Genomic DNA, 18277 nt, shown 5'->3' with positions numbered 1-18277 from the left:
ATGGGTTATCGTTGAAGCCGCGCCGCGGCCTGTGCCGCGAGGCGGCGGGACGACGGCTCGCGCCGTCGCGGCGCGCCGTCGCAAAATCGAGCGGCGCCGAATGCGCGGGCCTCGACGCGCTCAATGAAACGTGAAGCCGCCGTCGACGTTCACCGCCTGCCCGGTCACGTTGTCCATCGTCGCGAAGAACACCGCGAGCCGGCCCATGTCCTCGGGCGTCTGCGCGCGGCCCTGCGGAATCAGCGTCAATTGATGGCGCTGCCACGACTCCTCGACCGTCTCGCCCGCCTGCTTCCATTCGTCGGACAGCCGGTCCCACATGTACGTGCGCACGATGCCGGGGCAGATCGCGTTGACGGTCACGCCGTCGCGCGCGAGCTCCTTCGCGAGCGCGTTCGTGAAGCCGACGACCGCGAACTTCGGTGCGCTGTAGTGCGCGAGATTCGCAAAGCCCTCCTTGCCCGCGATCGACGCGACGTTGATGATCCGGCCGCGTCCTTGCGCCTTCAGATGCGGCAGCGCCGCGCGGCAGCCGAGGAACGTGCCCTTCGCGTTGACGTCCATCACGAAATCCCAGTCGCGCTCGGTGAGCTCGGCGACGGGCCGGATGCCGATCACGCCCGCGCAGTTGACGACGATGTCGAGCCCGCCGAGCGCGTCGAGCGCATGCGCGATCATCGCGTCGACCTGCGCCTGCTGCGTCACGTCGACCTCGAGCGCCGCCGCGCGCCGGCCGAGCGCGCGCACGTCGCGCGCGGTGGCGTCGAGCGCGTCGGCGAGCAGATCGGCGAGCAGATCGGCGAGCAGGATGTCCGCGCCGGCCGCGGCGAGCGCGAGCGCGATGCCGCGGCCGATGCCGCGCGCGCCGCCCGTGACCACGGCGACCTGTCCTTCCAGTGGTGTCGTCATGCTTCTTGTCTCCTTCTCGGTTGGAATCGTGGATGCGCCGCTCAGTCGGCGGCGGGATACGGAAATGCGTCGCCGGGATAGGCGTCGCCGAGCGCGCGATGCGACGCCGCATGGCGCAGCGTGCGCTCGACGTCGACCGTGAGCGGGCCGCGCCAGTCGAGCGCGATCTCGTAGCGCTCGCCGCGCGCGACTTCGATTTCGCGTTCGCCGTCGAACGCGAGCGTGCCTTGCTCGAGTTCGATCGGCGTCCACGCGTTCGCGTCGAGCCGCTCGCAGCCGCGCATCACGACGCGCTCGATCCGGCCGGGCGCGATCGGCGCGACGAGCGGCGTGCCGCCGCGCTCGCCGGGGCGCGCGAAGCGCATCGCGAGCCCGTGCGGCGCGCGCCGCTCGATCGGCGCCCACGCGCCGCCCAACGCGGACAGGCCGATGCCGTGCGGCTGCGCGAACGTCAGGTACAGCGCGTCGATGTCCTCCGGCGCCGAGATCGCGCGCGCGCCGATGAAGCGCTGCCGCGCCGCGCACACGTCGACGAGCGCGATCTCCTCGCGGCCGCGGTCCGGCCCCGCGACGCAGCGCACGACGAGCCGCTTGTTGCGCGCGAGCGCGACGTCGGGCGGCACCGCGCCCGTCGCGACGAGCGCGCCCGCGAGCCCCGCGACGGTCGCCTCGCGCAGATCGGGAAACGCGTTGTTCGTGCCGGTCGACAGCGTGAGCAGCGGTGTGTCGCCGCAATGCGCGGCCACCGCGCGATGCGTGCCGTCGCCGCCCAGCACCGCGATCAGCGCGACTTCGGCGCGGCGCATGTAGGCGGCGCCCGCATGCGTGTCCGCGACGCTGTCGGTGATCGGCAGATCGACGAATTCGACGGCGGGCCAGCGCGTGCGCCGCTCGACGGCCGCGTGCGTGTCGAGCGCGCGCAGGATCAGCGTCGCGATGCCCGTCTTGTCGCGCAGCGCGAGCACGCGCTCGACGCCGAGCGCGCCGAGGCCCGCGAACAGGCGCACGACCATGTTCGCCTTCTCGGCGGTCGGAAAAACCGACGCGTGCGTCGTGAGACGACGGATGTCGCGCCCCGACGCGGGGTTCGCAATCACGCCGACGGTAACGGGCGAGGTCACGGGCTTGTCTCCTGTTCGCAGCGTCAAGCGCGAACTGTTTTTCATCGGCGGTGCGGACGCACCGTGCTTGCCCGTGATCTCTGCAAGCGGCATGCCACATTGCGCAGCAGACCTGACGATCGGCGCGAGCGCGCCGCCGCGCGCGGCTTCGCGGCCGATCTGGCGATGCGCGGCGATGCGCGCGCCGGGGGCGACTCGTGCGACGCGTCTCGCCCCCACGTCCCTGCGACCGCTGCGACGCCTCGCCTCGACTGCCGCGCGCGGCCCGCCGCGCGGGCATCGGCGCGCGTCTCACGCGCGTGAGACGCGCGCTGAGACAATTGTCTCAACCGTTTGCCGTGCTGCAATGCAGGGTGATCGCGCGAACCGGATGTGCTACAAAACGTCGACATCCCTGCCGCGAAGAGTCAGCCGATCATGCCTTACGCCGCTTCCCAGACCCGGCACGCGGACCGCGTGCGCGGCGCGCTCGAAGGCCGCCTGCCCGCGCCCGCCGATTCGCCGCGCCTCGCGTCGTCCTGGCAGCGCTCGTTCGAGCGCTACCGGCTCGACCCCGCGTCGACGATCGGCCCGCGCGTGCTGACCGCGGCGGAATTGCGCGAAGTGCGCGACAGGGAGGAGGCGTTCCTGCGCGCGTCCGGCCAGTGCCTGACGCGGCTGCACGAGATGATCCGCGTCGCCGACTACTGCGTGATGCTGACGGATGCGCACGGCGTGACGATCGACTACCGGATCGACCGCGAGCGGCGCGGCGACTTTCGCCACGCGGGGCTGCACATCGGCTCGTGCTGGTCCGAGAGCGAGGAAGGCACGTGCGGCGTCGCGAACGTGCTCGCCGATCTCGCGCCGATCACCGTGCACAAGACCGATCATTTCCGCGCGGCGTTCACGACGCTCACCTGCAGCGCGGCGCCCATCTTCGCGCCGACGGGCGAGCTGATCGGCGTGCTCGACGCGTCCGCCGTGCAGTCGCCCGACAACCGCGACAGCCAGCGGCTCGTCTTCCAGCTCGTGCGGCAGAGCGCGACGCTGATCGAGAACGGCTACTTCCTGCATCGCACCGCGCAGCACTGGGTGCTGTTCGGGCATCCGAGCCGCCATTTCGTCGAAGCGCAGCCGGAATGGCTGATCGCGTTCGACGAATGCGGCAACGTCGTCGCCGCGAATCGTCCGGCGCGCGACGCGCTGCCCGAGCTCGCCCATCCGCGCCACATCGACGAGATCTTCGACACGGTCGATCTGCCGTTGCGCGACGCGGGCCGCATCGATGCAGTCGTCGCGCTGCGGCTGCGCGCCACCGGCGCGACGCTGCACGCGCGCATCCGCGCGCCGCTCGCGCGCGCGCCGCGCGACGCGGGCCGCGCGGCGCACCGCGCATCCGATGCCGCCGCGCGCAGCGTCGGCGCGCTGACGCCGTTCCTGCGCAGCGCGGACCCGCGCATCGCGCGCCACGCGGAAATCGCGCTGCGCGTCGCGAGCAGACGGCTGCCGATTCTCGTGCTCGGCGAGACGGGCGTGGGCAAGGAAGTGTTCGCGCGCGCGGTGCACGATGCGGGCGCGCGCCGCGCGCGGCCGTTCGTCGCCGTCAACTGCGGCGCGCTGCCCGAGGCGCTGATCGAAAGCGAGCTGTTCGGCTACGCGGCGGGCGCGTTCACCGGCGCGCGCCGCCAGGGCGCGCGCGGCAAGATCGCGCTCGCCGACGGCGGCACGCTGTTCCTCGACGAGATCGGCGACATGCCGCTCGCGCTGCAGACGCGCCTGCTGCGCGTGCTCGCGGATCGCGAAGTCGTGCCGCTCGGCAGCGACGCGCCGGTACGCGTCGACATCGACGTCATCTGCGCCACGCACCGCGATCTCGCACGGATGGTCGCCGACGGCGGCTTTCGGGAAGATCTGTACTACCGGCTGAGCGGCGCGGTGTTCGAGCTGCCGCCGCTGCGCGAGCGCGCGGACATTCGCGAGATCGTCGATGCGGTGTTCGGCGAGGAAGCGCAGGCGGCAGGCCACGTGCTGACGCTCGACGCCGCGCTCGTCGAGCGGCTCCGCGCGTTCGCGTGGCCCGGCAACATCCGCCAGTTGCGCCACGCGCTGCGCTATGCGTGCGCGGTGTGCGACTCGGCGCGCGTCGAGCTGCGCCATCTGCCCGCTGGGCTCGCCGCGCAACTGGGCGACGCGGCGCCCGCGAACGCCGCGCGCGCCGCGCACGGCGGCGCGGCCAGCGCAACCGGCGCAACCGACGAGCGCAGCCGCATCGTCGCCGCGCTCACCGCGCATCGCTGGCGGCCCGACGCGGCTGCGCGCGCACTCGGCATCTCGCGCGCGACGCTCTACCGGCGCATCGCGAAATACCGCATCGTCGCGCCGCATCGCGTGTGAGCGCGCCGCCCGCGCGCGAAGCCGCCGCACGCGACGGCTTCGTCACGCATGCGCGGCGTCGCGCTGCTCGAACACGTCGCGCGCGGCGAAGAGCGCATTGAGCGCGGCCGGAAAGCCCGCGTACAAGGCCATCTGCATGAACACCTCGACGATCTCGTCACGCGTGCAGCCGACGTTCAGCGCCGCCTCGATATGCACCTTCAGTTGCGGCTGCGCGTGGCCGAGCGTCGCGAGCGACGCGATCGTCGCGATCTCGCGCGACTTCAGGTCGAGCTGCGGCCGGCTGTAGATGTCGCCGAAACCGAACTCGACGAGCAGCCGCCCGAAGTCCGGCGCGATCGGCGCAAGCGCCGCGACGACGCGCTCGCCGACTTCGCCGTCGATTTCCTTCAGCGTGTTCCAGCCGCGCGCGTAGCGGTCTTCTGCGATTCGTGGTTCCATCGTTCGTCCTTGTCCGGTTGAGGTTGAGTCGTCTGCCCTGTCTGTCGAATCGCGTCGCGCCCGGCCCGCTCGTAATACGCGATCTTGTCGACGATCGCGTCGAGGTTCGTCTGCAGCGCGTCGATCTGCGCACGCACCGCGTCGCGATGCGCGGCGAGGAGCGCGCGCCGCTCGCCGAACGTCGGATCGCCTTGCGCGCGCAGCTCGGCGAACGCCTGCATCCCGGCGATCGGCATCCCGGTCGCCTTCAGCCGCATCACGAAACGCAGCCAGTCGAGATCGGCGGGCGCGTACAGCCGGTGCCCCGCCGGCGTGCGCGAGATCGACCTCAGCAGACCGGCCTGCTCGTAATAGCGCAGCGTGTGCGTCGACACGCCGACGAGCGCGGCCACCTGGCCGATCGTCAAGGCGCGCGGGGACGTTGGCTTCGATGCGTTCGACATGACGTTCTCAAGGTTAGGACTTAGAGTGCACTCTAAGTCAAGCGCCGCGCGATGGCCAGCGTCCGGGCGGCCTGCGTCGCCGCTTCGCGCCGTCGCCCGGCCCGTTTTTCCGTCAAAGATGGTCAAAACCCGCCCGCACGCGACGCGGCAGCCTTTACAGTGTCGCCGTCGATGCGCAACACTGCCCCCGCTGTCTTAAAAAGGGCACGCATTTGTCCTATGCTTGAACGCGACGCCCGGCTCGCGCCGCGCGCCGGCGTTCGTTCCGACAGCCATTCATCCGTTCCATCAAAAGGGAGCTCCCGCCATGCTGAAAAAGCTGCTGATGCTGGTCGTCGCACTGTCGCTTTCGCTGACCGCCGCGCTCGCCGCCGCGGTCGAAGTCAACACCGCCGACCAGGCGGCGCTCGAATCGGTGAAGGGCCTCGGCCCGGTGAAGTCGAAGGCGATCATCGACGAGCGTGCGAAGAACGGCCCGTTCAAGGACGCCGACGATCTCGCGAGCCGCGTGAAGGGTCTCGGCGCGAAATCGGTCGCCAATCTCGAGGCGGCGGGCCTGACGATCGGCGGCTCGACGACACCGCCGACGGGCGCGAAGGCGAAGACGAGCGCGGCGAAGCCGGCCGCGACCACGACGACCGCGACGACCGCAGCACCCGCGCCGGCCCCGTCCGCGACGACGCCCGCCCCCGCCGCGACCGCGCCGGCGACGGCGGCGAGCGCCCCGGCCGCGAAAAAGACCCGTTCGTCGAAGAAGAAGGACAAGGCCGCCGCGGCGAGCGCCGCGGCAGAAGCGAGCGCGCCTGCCGCCGCGTCGTCGATGAAGGCGAAGGGCTCGAGGAAGAGCAAGAAGAACAAGGCGGCGACGCCCGCGTCCGCGGCATCGGGCGCATAAGTCGGGCGCCGCGCGTTGCGCGCGGCGTCTTCGTTCCACCGGCGCCGTTCGCGGCGCCGCCTCAACCTAGCAGGTGAATCATGGGTCTACTCGACATCGTTGGCGGTCTGATCGGCGGCCAAGGCGGCAATCAGAACGCGCTCGTCAGCGCCGCGCTGGAGTTCATCAACAACCAGCCGGGCGGCCTGAACGGCCTCATCGAAAAATTCAAGGCGGGCGGCGCGGGCGACGTCATCGGCTCGTGGGTCGGCACCGGCGAAAACCAGCCGATCTCGCCCGAGACGCTGCAGAACGTGCTCGGCTCGGATACGGTCGGCGCGCTCGCGCAAAAGGTCGGCATCGATCCGCAGCAGGTGTCCGGCCTCCTCGCGCAGGTGCTGCCGCACGTCGTCAACGGCGCGACGCCGAACGGCGAAGTGCCGGCGAATGGCCAGCTCGACACGTCGAACGTGCTCGGCACGCTGTCGCAGCTCACGGGCCTGTTCGGCAACAAGCAGGCGTAACCGCACCGCGCCCCGCGATCGCGGCCGACCGCCGAAACGGCATACGCCGATCGAGTAGGGTGAGGGGTTACCCCCTCAGCCCTCTCACACCACCGTACGTGCGGTTCCGCATACGGCGGTTCAGTTAATGCTCTGGAGGCGATCCACCGTCCGACGGATCGAGACCAGTCCCCGTGCATCGAAGTAGGCATTGGGTAACGCCTGCTTCAAATGGTGAGAACCGGCGTTCCACCAAGGTCCTCGCCCGTTCACGCTCGATTTCCATGCCCGCTCCGGGCGTAGGCCCAGTGCGATCATGTTGCGCTCTCGGGTTCGGGGGCGCTTCCACTGCCGCCAGATCAGGCAGCGCAAACGCCTTCGCAACCATCCGTCCAGCCCCTCCAGCCGCTTGTGCTGCTGGCTGAGCCGGAAGTAATTTGCCCCGTTACTATCTTCATGCCCCGATAATCGGGGCTTTGGCCAGCCAGGCCCGGCATGATTCCCGCCCCCAGTCGCAGTCATGATCCGGGGGGTGTTGTCACCGGGCCCGGTGGGTGGCTGGTGATCGCTGATAGGGGTTTGGCCGGGCTTTCCCGACGCCGTCCGTAACGTGGATGCCGAGACTTGCCACCGTTGTTGCAGGCCAATCCGTTCACTCTGCACAAACCGCGATGCAAGAAACCAAACAACATGACGCCGTCGATGTCTTCGTCGGCGTCGACGTCGGTAAAGGCCAGCATCACGCCGTCGCACTCGATCGAAACGGCAAGCGTCTTTACAACAAGGCACTACCCAACGACGAGGTCAAGCTGCGCGCCCTCATCGCCGAACTCAAGACTCACGGTCGACTGCTGTTCGTCGTCGATCAGCCTTCCACCATCGGTGCGCTTCCTGTAGCCGTCGCCCGCGCTGAAGGCGTACTCGTCGCCTATCTGCCCGGACTGGCCATGCGCCGCATCGCTGATTTGCATGCCGGCGAAGCCAAGACCGATGCCCGCGACGCCGCGATCATTGCTGAAGCCGCCCGCTCGATGCCACATACGCTGCGCTCGCTTCGACTGGCCGACGAGCAGCTCGCCGAACTCACCATGCTCTGCGGCTTCGATGACGACCTCGCCGCTCAGGTCACGCAAACCAGCAACCGCATTCGCGGCCTGCTTACTCAAATCCATCCGGCGCTCGAACGCGTTCTCGGACCGCGCCTCGACCATCCGGCGGTGCTCGATCTGCTTGAGCGCTACCCGTCCCCGAGCGCACTTGCTGCTGCCAATGAAAAGACGCTCGCCAACCGCCTGACCAAGCTCGCACCGCGCATGGGCAAGAACTTGGCGGCCGAAATCGTTCAAGCGCTGAACGAGCAAGCCGTAATCGTGCCCGGCACGCAGGCCGCCACCATCGTCATGCCTCGTTTGGCCCAGCAACTTGCCGCCTTGCGCAAGCAGCGTGACGAAATCGCTGCCGAAGTTGAGCGGCTGGTGCTTGCTCACCCTCTTTGGCCAGTCCTGACCAGCATGCCGGGAGTCGGCGTCAGGACCGCTGCCAGACTCCTGACCGAAGTCGCCCAAAAAGCCTTCGCCACGGCTGCTCATCTGGCGGCCTACGCTGGTCTCGCGCCGGTCACCCGGCGCTCAGGCTCGTCGATCCGGGGCGAACACCCGTCCAGACGTGGCAACAAGGTGCTCAAACGCGCCTTGTTCCTCTCCGCCTTCGCTGCCTTACGAGACCCAGTCTCACGGGCCTATTACTTGCGCAAGATCCAGCAGGGCAAGCGCCACAACCAGGCACTCATCGCGCTCGCACGGCGACGCTGCGACGTCCTGTTTGCCATGCTGCGCGACGGCACCATTTACCAACCCAAGTCAGCCCCTGACGCTTGACGAAACACATAGGGGCACCCCCCGTAGGACCGGGTTGAGCTTCCGGATCGTCTGCTCAAGGGACCCGCTTCTTCCCTTCAACGTCAGATCCCGCACCCGCGTCATCAATCGCTTGATGCTTTCCGGTGCAATCCGGATCTGTGCTTGACCCAACCTCACCGCCACCCGGTATCCCAGGAACTTCCGCGTGCTCGGCCGCGCCACCGCACTCTTGGCCTCGTTCACGCGCAGCTTCAAGACCTTCTCGAGATAGGCCCTGATTCTCGCCATGACGCGCTGTCCTGCTTGTTGGCTGCCAACGTAAATGTTGCAGTCGTCAGCGTACCGGCAGAACGCCAGCCCTCGGCTCTCCAGCCTCCGATCCAGATCACTCAGCAATATATTCGACAGTAGCGGGGACAGCGGGCCGCCTTGCGGCGTGCCCTCCGTCCTCGCACGCGTCACGCCGTGCGCCATCATCCCCGCTTCGAGGAAGCGGCGAATCAGCTTCAGCGTCACTTTGTCTTTTACATGCCTCGCAACCCGGCCCATCAGCACATCATGGTTGACTCGATCGAAGAACTTCTCCAAATCGATATCGACCACCCAATGCCGACCACCCTGAACATAGGCTTGCGCCTGACGCACCGCGTCCAACGCACTCTTGCCCGGTCGGAATCCGTAACTACTCGCCGAGAACGTCGGCTCCAAGATCGGTTGCAATACTTGGTGCAGCGCTTGCTGGATCAGTCGGTCCACCACGCTTGGCACGCCCAGCGTCCTCACCCCGCCTTGCGGCTTCGGTATGTCCGCCCGGCGTACCGCCTGCGGTACGTACCGCCCTTCCAGCAGCGCCTGCTTCACACTCGGCCAGTGCATCTTGAGCCAGTCACCAAGGCCTTCCACGCTCAGCCCATCTACCCCGGCTGAACCCTGGTTCCTCAGCACCCGGCGGTATGCTCGCCTCATGTTGCCGCGTTCCACGACGCGCTCCATCAGCGCGTCGCCCTCCGATTTCGTTTGCCCAGATGTCGCCGTGCCCGTCTCCGCACCCCGCACGCAGCCCGGTGGCTTCCGGCCACCCCTCGCGTGCTCGGCCACTGTCTCCAGCGCTTCTGCATCCATAACAGGCTTCGAGATCATCCGTCCTACTCTCGGCATTCACTGTTCCGGCCTTCGGTCCCGGTCCTCTTCGGCTCTCCGCCTTCGCCTTGACCTACTATGCCTTCTGCTGACTTCTGCTTCCGCGTCCCGCCGCCTCTCGACCTCGGTAGCTGGCCTTACCGCGCCAGCACAGAAACAGATCTCCCCGGGTATTGCGCACTCACCTTCACGCTTATGCCTGTCGGATCTACGTAACAACGTCGGTGCAAGTTTCGGGCTTCGGTGAATTGGGACACCTTACCCAGTCGCTACGCCTCATATCCGCTTCCTGTTCGTCAGGCCAGCGCTTTGCCTCCCAGCTTCCTTCAGACTCCCAGTCACCCGGGAAACCCTTGCCTTCGGCTAACTCTTCCCCTTGCCGGGCGAGTAGAGGACTTTCACCTCCCAGTGAGTGCGCCCTGCCGGGCGCACCCGATAAAAAAACACCCCGCTCGCGAGCGGGGTGTTTTGCTTTCACGGGCCGGAGCCGGCCGTGAGACCGGGCGGCGAACCGCCCAGCCGAGCCGCGGCGGTCAATGCACGACGCGCTCGAACATGAACCTGCCGTCCTGCACATCGACCGGAATCACGTCCTTCGGACCGAAGCGGCCCGCGAGGATGAGCTTCGCGACCGGGTTCTCGATCTCCTGCTGGATCGCGCGCTTGAGCGGCCGCGCGCCGAACAGCGGATCGTAGCCGACCTTGCTGATCTGCTCGAGCGCGGCCTCCGACACGTCGAGCGCCATGTCGAGCTTCGCGAGCCGGTCATGCAGGCGCGCGAGCTGGATTCTCGCGATCGCCTGGATGTTGCTGCGGTCGAGCGAGTGGAACACGACGACGTCGTCGATCCGGTTCAGGAACTCGGGGCGGAAGTGCTGCTTGACCTCGACCCACACCGCGTCCTTGATCTCTTCCTGCGACGCGCCCGACATCGACTGGATCAGTTGCGAGCCGAGGTTCGACGTCATCACGATCACCGTGTTCTTGAAGTCGACTGTGCGCCCCTGCCCGTCCGTCATCCGGCCGTCGTCGAGCACCTGCAGCAGCACGTTGAACACGTCCGGGTGCGCCTTCTCGATCTCGTCGAGCAGGATCACGCTGTACGGCTTGCGGCGCACGGCTTCGGTCAGATAGCCGCCCTCCTCGTAGCCGACGTAGCCGGGCGGCGCGCCGATCAGCCGCGCGACGCTGTGCTTCTCCATGAACTCGCTCATGTCGATGCGGATCAGGTGCTCTTCCGAATCGAACAGGAAACCGGCGAGCGCCTTGCACAATTCGGTCTTGCCGACGCCCGTCGGGCCGAGGAACAGGAACGAGCCGTACGGACGGTTCGGATCGGCGAGGCCCGCGCGCGAGCGGCGGATCGCGTCGGCGACCGCGTCGATCGCCTCGTTCTGGCCGACCACGCGCTCATGCAGCTTCTCTTCGATGTGCAGCAGCTTCTCGCGCTCGCCCTGCATCATCCGCGACACCGGAATACCCGTTGCACGCGACACGACCTCGGCGATTTCCTCCGCGCCGACCTGCGTGCGCAACAGGCGCGGCCGCGTCGGATTGTGCTGCTCGCTTTCCTCCGCCTGCGCGACCTGCTTCAGGCGCGCCTCGAGCTGCGGCAGCTTGCCGTACTGCAGCTCGGCGACCTTCTCGAGCTTGCCTTCGCGCTGCAGCCGCGCGATATCGGCGCGCACCTTGTCGATCTCTTCCTTCAGTTGCGCGCTGCCCTGCACGGCCGCCTTCTCGGCCGTCCAGATCTCTTCGAGATCCGCGTACTCGCGCCCGAGCCGCTCGATTTCCTCCTCGATCAGCGCAAGACGCTTTTGCGACGCCTCGTCCTGCTCCTTCTTCACCGCTTCGCGCTCGATCTTCAACTGGATCAGACGGCGATCGAGCCGGTCCATTTCTTCGGGCTTCGAATCGATTTCCATCTTGATCCTGGACGCGGCCTCGTCGATCAGGTCGATCGCCTTGTCGGGCAGGAAGCGGTCGGTGATGTAGCGGTGCGACAGTTCCGCCGCGGCGACGATCGCCGGATCGGTGATCTCGACGCCGTGGTGCAGCTCGTACTTCTCCTGCAGCCCGCGCAGGATCGCGATCGTCGCCTCGACGCTCGGCTCGTCGACCAGCACCTTCTGGAAGCGGCGCTCGAGCGCGGCGTCCTTCTCGATGTACTTGCGGTATTCGTCGAGCGTGGTCGCGCCGATGCAGTGCAGCTCGCCGCGCGAGAGCGCCGGCTTGAGCATGTTGCCCGCATCCATCGCGCCTTCGGCCTTGCCCGCGCCCACCATCGTGTGGATCTCGTCGATGAAGACGATCGTGCGGCCTTCGTCCTTCGCGATGTCGTTGAGCACCGCCTTCAGGCGCTCCTCGAACTCGCCGCGATATTTCGCGCCGGCAAGCAGCGCCGCCATGTCGAGCGACAGCACGCGCTTGTTCTTCAGCGTCTCGGGCACTTCGCCGTTGACGATCCGCTGCGCGAGCCCTTCGACGATCGCGGTCTTGCCGACGCCCGGCTCGCCGATCAGCACCGGGTTGTTCTTCGTGCGGCGCTGCAGGATCTGGATCGAGCGGCGGATCTCGTCGTCGCGGCCGATCACCGGATCGAGCTTGCCCGCGCGCGCGCGCTCGGTCAGGTCGATCGTGTATTTCTTCAGCGCCTCGCGCTGGCTTTCGGCGTCCTGGCTGTGCACCTGCGAGCCGCCTCGCACGGCGGCGATCGCGGATTCGAGCGCGCGGCGGGTGAGCCCGTGCTGGCGCGCGAGACGGCCCGCGTCGCCCTTGTCGTCGGCCACGGCGAGCAGGAACATCTCGCTCGCGATGAACGTGTCGTTGAGCTTCTGCGCTTCCCTGTCGGCCTGGTTCAGCAGGCCCGCGAGCTCGCGGCCGACCTGGATGTCGCCGCCCGTGCCCGTCACCTGCGGCAGGCGCGAGATCGCTTCGTTGAGCGCGCCTTGCAGCGCCTGGATGTGCACGCCCGCGCGCGACAGCAGCGAGCGCGAGGAACCGTCCTGCTGCGCGACGAGCGCGGCCAGCACGTGAACGGGTTCGATGTATTGGTTGTCGCGCCCGGCGGCAAGACTCTGCGCGTCCGAGAGCGCCTCCTGGAATTTGGTGGTGAGCTTGTCGATTCTCATGAATGAGACCTCCAATTTGCGAATAGCAACCAAATGAGGATGGTTATCCGCCTTTCAAGCCGGTTTTTTATTGAGGCACAGCAAAGGGACGCGTCACGCGAAGCGCGTGGCGGCGATGGGAACGAAGCGCGGCGAGCGGCGCGGCCGGCGCACGTGAGGAGACCACTGGGAAAACCGCCCACGCAGCGCGGGCGGCGCGTCTTCAGCCGACGATGGTCGCGGCCGCGCGGACGTCGGCCGCGGACACGATCCGCACCGGCGTGAGGCCGAGCAGCGTCGCGAGTTGCGACGCCGGCTGCGCGAGCTCGCCGATCGTATGCTTGTCGAGCTCCGCGAAGAACGCTTCGCGAGCCGCCACGAACACGCCCTTGAGCCGGCACACGGACTGGATCACGCAGTTGCGGTGCGATTCGGCTTCGCCCGCGAAGCAGCCGACGAGCGCGAAATCGTTTTCGGTCTTGCGCACGACTTCGCCGACGGTCAGCGTCGCGGACTGGGCGTTCAAGCGCAAGCCGCCGTTGCGGCCGCGCACCGTCTCGATCCAACCAAGCTCGCCGAGCTGCTGCACCACTTTCATCAAATGGTTCTTCGAGATGCCGTAGGCATCCGAAATCTCCTGGATCGTCGACAGGCCCTCGCCTCGGACTGCGAGGAACAACATGACGCGCAAAGAGTAGTCGGTGTAGTCGGTTAGTCTCATTACGAAGTAGATGTTGTGTCAGTGCGACCGGCGCTCACGCAAACATCGCGCGTCTGCCATTGCCGATCGGACGGCCGCGTCATAAGATGCATGCCGTCAGCACTTTTATTGAGAGAGTGGCCGTTTAATATTGTGCGACAAAAACGCACCCACGTGCTGCCGTATTACCCGGCCCTTTTTAGATGACCCAAGCTTTTTCCGCCTCATCCGCCGCCGCAGCGCCGGCGCGCGACGCCGAACCGACGCCGGAGAACATCCGCGCGCTCGTCGACGCATTCTACGATCGCGTGCGCGACGATGCGCTCCTCGGCCCTGTGTTCGAAAGCAAGCTCGCCGGCCGCTGGGACCAGCACCTGCCGAAAATGGGCGAATTCTGGTCGAGCCTCGTGCTCGGCACGAAACGCTACCGCGGCAACGTGCAGGCCGCGCACCAGCCGCTCGACGGCCTCGAACCTGTCCACTTCAGCCGCTGGCTCGCGCTGTTCCTGAAGACCGTCGAGGCGCGCTACGAGCCCGCGGCGGCCGTGCGCTTCATGGAGCCCGCGCTGCGGATCGCGCAGAGCCTGCAACTGAGCCGCTTCGGCTGGGATTACCGGATTCCGGCCGAGCAGCAGGCGATTCTCGATCTGATCGCGCCGAAACGGCCGGCAGACGACGACGCGCACGCGCGCCAGCCGCGCGGCGAGCCGTTTCCGGCGAAGATCGTCGGCCGGACGGCGCACGACGATACGTAAGCGCGTGACCGCGCCGGGCGACCGGCGCTTCAGCGTCGAAATCAACGTACTCACGAACGCCCTGTTTCAAACGGCGCTCTCCCGCAGGCGTCGGCGACACGAAAATTGGCGAACGATCATTTGCCGAACGGTCCTGAACGCAGGAAACCTCACTATCCGCGCTTCTCGCTCCCCGCGTTCCCCGATTCGACGCCCCAACGCGCGAGCGCCGCGTCGTCGGCGCTGCGCGCGTCGACCCAGCGCTCGCCCGCAGGCGTCTTCTCCTTCTTCCAGAACGGCGCCTGCGTCTTCAGGTAATCCATCACGAACTCGCACGACTGGAACGCGTCGCCGCGATGCGCGGACACGGTCGCGACGAACACGATCTGATCGAGCGGACGGAGCTTGCCGACCCGGTGGACGATCGCGACGTCGATGCCCGGCCAGCGCGCGATCGCATCGTCCGCGATCGCGGCGAGCGCCTTCTCGGTCATCCCCGGATAGTGTTCGAGCTCGAGCGTGTCGACCTGCTCGCCTTCGTTCAGATCGCGCACCGTGCCGACGAAGCATGCGACCGCGCCCACCTTTGGATTGCGCGCACGTAGCGCCGCGATCTCGGCGCTCACGTCGAAATCGTCGGCCTGCACCCGTACCGTCGCCATCGCCGCCTCCTCAGCCGCCCGTCACGGGCGGGAAGAACGCCACCTCGCAGCCGTCGGTGATCCGCGTGCCGGCATCCGTCATCGTGTGGTTGCACGCCATCCGCAGCGCGCGCCCCTCGGCGAGCGTGTCCGCCCATGCGCCGCCGCGCGTGCGCAGCCACGCGCGCACGTCGCCCACCGTCGCGACGCCGTCCGGCACCGTCACTGTCTCGCTCGCGACGCCGAGCGCTTCGCGCACGCTCGCGAAAAACTTCAGTTCGATCTTCATCGTCACTACACCGCCCGGCTTCAGCCGAGCAATTCGGAAAAAGGAATGAAACGCACCGTCTCGCCCGCGCTGATCGCGTGGTTGGGCGGATTATCGATCAGGCCGTCGCCCCATACCGTCGATGTCAGCACGGCCGAGCTCTGGTTCGGAAACAGGTCGAGCCCGCCCGCTGCGTTCACGCGCGCGCGCAGGAATTCATTGCGGCGGTCGGCCTTGTTCTGCGTGAAGTCCGCGCGCAGAGACACCGCGCGCGGCGCGACCTGCGTCACGCCCGCGATCCGCAGCAGGAACGGCCGCACGAACAGCAGGAACGTGACGAAGCTCGACACCGGGTTGCCCGGCAGGCCGACGAAATACGCTTCGCCCGCGGCCGCCCTTCCCGCCGCGCCGTCCCGCCGGATCGCGCCGAACGCGAGCGGCTTGCCCGGCTTCATCGCGATCTGCCACAGCGCGAGCCGGCCTTCCGCCTCGACCGCGGGCTTCACGTGATCCTCGTCGCCCACCGATACGCCGCCGCTCGTCACGATCACGTCGTGCTCGCGCGCCGCCTCGCGCAGCGCCATGCGCGTCGCGTCGCGCCGATCCGGCACGATGCCGTAGTCGGTCACGTCGCAGCCGAGCCGCTCGAGCAGCCCGCGCAGCGTGAAGCGGTTCGAGTTGTAGATCGCGCCGGGCTTGAGCGGCTCGCCCGGCATCGTCAGCTCGTCGCCCGTGAAGAACACCGCGACCTTCACGCGCCGCGTGACCGCGAGCGACGCGCAGCCGACCGACGCGGCAAGCCCCATCGCCTGCGGCGTCATCCGCGTGCCGGCGGGCAGGATCACCGAGCCGCGGCGGATGTCCGCGCCCTGCGCGGTGATCCATTCGCCCGCCGTCGGCGTATGCAGGATGTCGATCTCGTCGCCCGCCTCCTCCGTCTGCTCCTGCATCACGACTGCGTCCGCGCCGGCCGGCACGGACGCGCCCGTGAAGATGCGCGCGGCCGTGCCCGGCGCGAGCGGCCCGGCCGGATGACCCGCGGGAATCCGCTGCGACACCGGCAGGCGCCGCTCGCCGCGCGTCAGGTCCGCGATCCGCACCGCGTAGCCGTCCATCGCGCTCGTGTTCATCGGCGGCACGTCGAGCGGCGACACCACGTCGGCCGCGAGCACGCGGTTGAGCGCATCGAGCGTCGGCACGGTTTCGGTTTCGGCTCCGGTTTCGGCGAGCGGGCGCGCCGCCGCGAGGAGCGCCGCCAGCGCATCGGCCGTCGACAGCATCGGCGCGCGCGGCGTCTGGGGATTGGGGTGGGACATCGTCGATTGATATGTTGACCGGATGGCGACATTGTAGCGACGCCTCCGCGCGGATGTGGGCGACCGATCGCAGCGATGACCGCGCGCGGCGGATCGCGCATGCGCAATCGATCGCCTGAAAAGAAAAACAGCCCGATCAGCGTGTGCCGATCGAGCTGTTCGGTCCGGCCGCCCCGCTCGCCGATACGGCAGCGCGAGTCGGCACGGAATGGGTCTGACGATTGCACGTTGCGGCCTTTGCCGCTGGTCCCGCCGATCGGCCGATATCGCACCGCACGATGACCATGCGGCGCAGCAGCGCGCGTCACGGCGTCGCACCCCGGTGACTTCGCGCAACGCGGCGACCGACAACGGCATCGCACGCGCCGCCCGCCGCATTCGCCGGCGCGTCACGCGCCCGTATGCGCGGCGATGAAGTCCTTCACCTGCTGAGCGTTCGCGCCGACGACCTCGAAGCGCTGCGGCAGCGCCTCGAGCCCGTCGAACGCGGCGGGCCGCGACGGCTCCCGCCCGAGCGCCTCGCGGATCGTCTCGCCGAACTTGATCGGCTGCGCGGTCTCGAGCACGACCATCGGCACGCCCGGCTGCAGATGCTCGCGCGCGACCTTCAGACCATCGGCCGTGTGCGTGTCGATCGTCGTGCCGTAGCGCCCGAACGCGTCGCGGATCGTCGCGAGCCGGTCCGCGTGCGTGCTGCGGCCCGACACGAAGCCGAACTCGGCGACGCGCGCGAAATCGCCGCTCGCCGCAAGATCGAAGCCGCCCTTTTGCTCGACGTCGCGAAACAACTGGACGACGCGCGCCGGATCGCGGCCGAGCAGGTCGAACACGAAGCGCTCGAAGTTCGACGCCTTCGAGATGTCCATGCTCGGGCTGCTCGTGTGATACGTGTCCTCGGCGCTGCGCACGCGGTACGCGCCCGTGCGGAAGAACTCGTCGAGCACGTCGTTCTCGTTCGTCGCGACGACGAGCTTCGCGATCGGCAGCCCCATCATGCGCGCGATGTGGCCCGCGCAGACGTTGCCGAAGTTACCCGACGGCACCGTGAACGACACGCGCTCGTCGTTGGACTGCGTCGCCGCGAAGTAGCCCTTGAAGTAGTAGACGACCTGCGCGACGACGCGCGCCCAGTTGATCGAATTGACCGTGCCGATCTTCTGCTGCGCCTTGAACGCGTGATCGTTCGACACGGCCTTCACGATGTCCTGGCAGTCGTCGAACACGCCCTGCACCGCGAGGTTGAAGATGTTCGGGTCCTGCAGGCTGTACATCTGCGCGGTCTGGAACGCGCTCATCTTCTGGTGCGGCGACAGCATGAACACGCGCACGCCCGCTTTGCCGCGCATCGCGTACTCGGCCGCGCTGCCCGTGTCGCCCGACGTCGCGCCGAGGATGTTCAGCGTTTCGCCGTGCCTCGCGAGCGTGTACTCGAACAGGTTGCCGAGCAACTGCATCGCCATGTCCTTGAACGCGAGCGTCGGGCCGTTCGACAGCTCGAGCAGCGCGACGGGCGCGCCGTGCTCGACGCCGAGCGTCGTGAGCGGCGTGATGTCGGCCGCGTTCCCGCCGTGGCGCGTGTGGCGGTAGACATCCGCCGTGTACGTGCGGCGCGTGATCGCGCGCAGGTCGTCGGCGGGAATGTCGTCGCAGAACTTCGACAGGATCTCGAACGCGAGATCCGCGTACGGCAGCGCGCGCCAGCGCGCGAGCTCGTCCGCGCTCACCCGCGGATACTCGCTCGGCAGATAGAGCCCGCCGTCCTTCGCGAGGCCGCCGAGCAGGATGTCGGAGAACGTGTGGCGCTCGCCGATGCCGGCGCCACGCGTGGAGATGTAATTCATG

17 protein-coding genes are annotated in these 18277 nt (G+C 68.1%); 5 read left to right on the top strand and 12 right to left on the bottom strand.

All coding sequences use genetic code 11. The features are described from left to right. Positions 1 to 120: 120 nt before the first annotated feature. Both AQ610_RS08345 and AQ610_RS08340 read right to left on the bottom strand, forming a co-directional pair. On the bottom strand, positions 121 to 909 hold the full coding sequence (locus tag AQ610_RS08345; RefSeq protein ID WP_043282645.1) for an SDR family NAD(P)-dependent oxidoreductase: 789 nt from the start codon (positions 907 to 909) through the stop codon (positions 121 to 123). Between the two features lie 41 nt (positions 910 to 950). Further along, positions 951 to 2030 carry an ATP-NAD kinase family protein gene (locus AQ610_RS08340; RefSeq protein WP_015601388.1) on the bottom strand — a complete coding sequence of 360 codons (1080 nt, stop codon included), beginning with the start codon at positions 2028 to 2030 and terminating at the stop codon, positions 951 to 953. Positions 2031 to 2447: 417 nt separating this feature from the next. On the opposite strand from AQ610_RS08340, the gene AQ610_RS08335 reads away from it, so the two are divergent. Beyond that, positions 2448 to 4406: a sigma-54-dependent Fis family transcriptional regulator gene (locus tag AQ610_RS08335; RefSeq protein ID WP_043282707.1), complete on the top strand. Its 1959-nt coding sequence runs from the start codon at positions 2448 to 2450 to the stop codon at positions 4404 to 4406. 42 nt (positions 4407 to 4448) lie between these two features. Here AQ610_RS08335 and AQ610_RS08330 read toward each other — a convergent pair whose 3' ends face one another. Further along, entirely contained in the window at positions 4449 to 4847 is a 399-nt protein-coding gene (locus tag AQ610_RS08330) for a carboxymuconolactone decarboxylase family protein (RefSeq protein WP_009912093.1), read from the bottom strand. Then, positions 4796 to 5290, bottom strand: a complete 495-nt coding sequence (locus tag AQ610_RS08325) for a MerR family transcriptional regulator (protein ID WP_009912091.1) — start codon at positions 5288 to 5290, stop codon at positions 4796 to 4798. Before AQ610_RS08325 ends, AQ610_RS08330 begins: the two co-directional genes overlap by 52 nt. 307 nt (positions 5291 to 5597) lie before the next feature. Here AQ610_RS08325 and AQ610_RS08320 point away from each other — a divergent pair, with 307 nt between their 5' ends. Beyond that, entirely contained in the window at positions 5598 to 6185 is a 588-nt protein-coding gene (locus AQ610_RS08320) for a ComEA family DNA-binding protein (RefSeq protein WP_043282646.1), read from the top strand. Positions 6186 to 6265: 80 nt separating this feature from the next. Then, positions 6266 to 6688: a YidB family protein gene (locus AQ610_RS08315; protein WP_006026998.1), complete on the top strand. Its 423-nt coding sequence runs from the start codon at positions 6266 to 6268 to the stop codon at positions 6686 to 6688. 120 nt (positions 6689 to 6808) lie between these two features. Here the strand turns inward: AQ610_RS08315 and AQ610_RS33040 are convergent, their stop codons facing one another. Next, positions 6809 to 7189, bottom strand: coding sequence for a group II intron maturase-specific domain-containing protein (locus AQ610_RS33040; protein WP_231748958.1), 381 nt, complete (start codon positions 7187 to 7189; stop codon positions 6809 to 6811). 149 nt (positions 7190 to 7338) lie between these two features. Between AQ610_RS33040 and AQ610_RS08310 the strand changes: the two genes are divergently transcribed. Continuing rightward, complete coding sequence (locus AQ610_RS08310; protein WP_006029866.1) at positions 7339 to 8544, top strand: IS110 family RNA-guided transposase; 1206 nt, start codon at positions 7339 to 7341, stop codon at positions 8542 to 8544. Here AQ610_RS08310 and ltrA read toward each other — a convergent pair. From ltrA to AQ610_RS08295, 3 genes are all read right to left on the bottom strand, one after another. Next, positions 8527 to 9666: a group II intron reverse transcriptase/maturase gene (gene ltrA, locus AQ610_RS08305; protein ID WP_063893527.1), complete on the bottom strand. Its 1140-nt coding sequence runs from the start codon at positions 9664 to 9666 to the stop codon at positions 8527 to 8529. The two genes, AQ610_RS08310 and ltrA, sit on opposite strands and share 18 nt — an antisense overlap. Positions 9667 to 10199: 533 nt before the next feature. Continuing rightward, complete coding sequence (gene clpB / locus AQ610_RS08300; RefSeq protein WP_006026226.1) at positions 10200 to 12797, bottom strand: ATP-dependent chaperone ClpB; 2598 nt, start codon at positions 12795 to 12797, stop codon at positions 10200 to 10202. Between the two features lie 202 nt (positions 12798 to 12999). Continuing rightward, positions 13000 to 13497 (bottom strand): Rrf2 family transcriptional regulator, encoded by a 498-nt coding sequence (locus AQ610_RS08295; protein WP_009912085.1) that lies wholly within the window; start codon positions 13495 to 13497, stop codon positions 13000 to 13002. 182 nt (positions 13498 to 13679) lie between these two features. Between AQ610_RS08295 and AQ610_RS08290 the strand changes: the two genes are divergently transcribed. Beyond that, positions 13680 to 14231, top strand: coding sequence for a group III truncated hemoglobin (locus AQ610_RS08290; RefSeq protein WP_006026224.1), 552 nt, complete (start codon positions 13680 to 13682; stop codon positions 14229 to 14231). A gap of 152 nt (positions 14232 to 14383) precedes the next feature. Here the strand turns inward: AQ610_RS08290 and moaE are convergent, their stop codons facing one another. The 4 genes from moaE to thrC form a co-directional block, all read right to left on the bottom strand. Further along, a complete protein-coding gene (gene moaE / locus AQ610_RS08285; protein WP_009912084.1) occupies positions 14384 to 14872 on the bottom strand; it encodes a molybdopterin synthase catalytic subunit MoaE in 489 nt (162 codons plus the stop codon). A gap of 10 nt (positions 14873 to 14882) precedes the next feature. Continuing rightward, positions 14883 to 15140 carry a molybdopterin converting factor subunit 1 gene (gene moaD, locus AQ610_RS08280; protein ID WP_009912081.1) on the bottom strand — a complete coding sequence of 86 codons (258 nt, stop codon included), beginning with the start codon at positions 15138 to 15140 and terminating at the stop codon, positions 14883 to 14885. 20 nt (positions 15141 to 15160) lie between these two features. Further along, positions 15161 to 16399: a molybdopterin molybdotransferase MoeA gene (locus tag AQ610_RS08275; RefSeq protein WP_006026221.1), complete on the bottom strand. Its 1239-nt coding sequence runs from the start codon at positions 16397 to 16399 to the stop codon at positions 15161 to 15163. Positions 16400 to 16824: 425 nt separating this feature from the next. After that, entirely contained in the window at positions 16825 to 18276 is a 1452-nt protein-coding gene (gene thrC, locus AQ610_RS08270; RefSeq protein ID WP_006026220.1) for a threonine synthase, read from the bottom strand. Between the last annotated feature and the right edge of the window lies 1 nt (position 18277).

This window comes from Burkholderia humptydooensis (genome assembly GCF_001513745.1).
In the GTDB taxonomy this organism is placed as follows: Bacteria; Pseudomonadota; Gammaproteobacteria; order Burkholderiales; family Burkholderiaceae; genus Burkholderia; species Burkholderia humptydooensis.
This window is presented reverse-complemented; position numbering and strand designations above follow the sequence as displayed.

Coding starts and splice junctions, on each gene's coding strand:
- AQ610_RS08345 (WP_043282645.1), bottom strand. CDS start 909: ATGACGACACCACTGGAAGGACAGGTCGCCGTGGTCACGGGCGGCGCG.
- AQ610_RS08335 (WP_043282707.1), top strand. CDS start 2,448: ATGCCTTACGCCGCTTCCCAGACCCGGCACGCGGACCGCGTGCGCGGC.
- AQ610_RS08330 (WP_009912093.1), bottom strand. CDS start 4,847: ATGGAACCACGAATCGCAGAAGACCGCTACGCGCGCGGCTGGAACACG.
- AQ610_RS08325 (WP_009912091.1), bottom strand. CDS start 5,290: ATGTCGAACGCATCGAAGCCAACGTCCCCGCGCGCCTTGACGATCGGC.
- AQ610_RS08320 (WP_043282646.1), top strand. CDS start 5,598: ATGCTGAAAAAGCTGCTGATGCTGGTCGTCGCACTGTCGCTTTCGCTG.
- AQ610_RS08315 (WP_006026998.1), top strand. CDS start 6,266: ATGGGTCTACTCGACATCGTTGGCGGTCTGATCGGCGGCCAAGGCGGC.
- AQ610_RS33040 (WP_231748958.1), bottom strand. CDS start 7,189: ATGACTGCGACTGGGGGCGGGAATCATGCCGGGCCTGGCTGGCCAAAG.
- AQ610_RS08310 (WP_006029866.1), top strand. CDS start 7,339: ATGCAAGAAACCAAACAACATGACGCCGTCGATGTCTTCGTCGGCGTC.
- ltrA (WP_063893527.1), bottom strand. CDS start 9,666: ATGATCTCGAAGCCTGTTATGGATGCAGAAGCGCTGGAGACAGTGGCC.
- clpB (WP_006026226.1), bottom strand. CDS start 12,797: ATGAGAATCGACAAGCTCACCACCAAATTCCAGGAGGCGCTCTCGGAC.
- AQ610_RS08295 (WP_009912085.1), bottom strand. CDS start 13,497: ATGAGACTAACCGACTACACCGACTACTCTTTGCGCGTCATGTTGTTC.
- AQ610_RS08290 (WP_006026224.1), top strand. CDS start 13,680: ATGACCCAAGCTTTTTCCGCCTCATCCGCCGCCGCAGCGCCGGCGCGC.
- moaE (WP_009912084.1), bottom strand. CDS start 14,872: ATGGCGACGGTACGGGTGCAGGCCGACGATTTCGACGTGAGCGCCGAG.
- moaD (WP_009912081.1), bottom strand. CDS start 15,140: ATGAAGATCGAACTGAAGTTTTTCGCGAGCGTGCGCGAAGCGCTCGGC.
- AQ610_RS08275 (WP_006026221.1), bottom strand. CDS start 16,399: ATGCTGTCGACGGCCGATGCGCTGGCGGCGCTCCTCGCGGCGGCGCGC.
- thrC (WP_006026220.1), bottom strand. CDS start 18,276: ATGAATTACATCTCCACGCGTGGCGCCGGCATCGGCGAGCGCCACACG.